Here is a 584-nt window from a genome sequence, read left to right as displayed (position 1 = left end):
GGCATCCGTACACGCTCGGGCTGCTGCGCTCCATCCCGCGGCTGGAGGAGGAACCGGGAAGCGAGCTGTACGCGATCCGCGGCAGCATTCCCGGCATCGCGGACATCCCGAAGGGCTGCCGGTTCCATCCGCGCTGCCCGTACGCGATGGACCGCTGCAGGCATGAGGAGCCGCCGCTGCTGAACGCGGAAGACGGCCACCGGGCGGCATGCTGGCTGGACGGATTACCGGAGGAGGCTGCGATATGACGGAACCTTATTTGGTTGAAGCGAAGGCATTGAAGAAGTATTTCCCGATCAAGAAAGGGCTGCTCAGCCGGGTCGTCGGGCACGTGAAAGCGGTCGACGACGTCAGCTTCGGCGTGCGGCCGGGCGAGACGTTCGGCCTGGTGGGCGAGTCGGGCTGCGGGAAGTCGACGCTCGGCCGGGTCATGCTGCACCTGCAGAAGGCGACGGGAGGCGAGGTGCGGTTCAACGGCCGGGACATTCAGCAGGTCGGCCCGGGCGAGCTGCGGGCGCTGCGGGAAGAGATGCAGATCATCTTCCAGGATCCGATGGGCTCGCTGAATCCGCGCTTCCTGGTAC

The 584-nt window shown here is 66.4% G+C and carries 2 protein-coding genes; both read left to right on the top strand.

Annotated elements, in window-relative coordinates; translation table 11 throughout:
* Positions 1–248 (top strand): oligopeptide/dipeptide ABC transporter ATP-binding protein (locus tag I8J29_RS33540; protein ID WP_338113339.1); only part of this gene is annotated, 248 nt, incomplete at its 5' end.
* Positions 245–584 (top strand): ATP-binding cassette domain-containing protein (locus I8J29_RS33535; RefSeq protein WP_208851569.1); only part of this gene is annotated, 340 nt, incomplete at its 3' end. The genes I8J29_RS33540 and I8J29_RS33535, both read left to right, overlap by 4 nt.

It is taken from the genome of Paenibacillus artemisiicola (genome assembly GCF_017652985.1).
GTDB lineage: Bacteria > Bacillota > Bacilli > Paenibacillales > Paenibacillaceae > Paenibacillus_Z > Paenibacillus_Z artemisiicola.
Note: the sequence above shows the minus strand (reverse complement) of the source record. Positions and strands in the feature narration are given on the sequence as shown.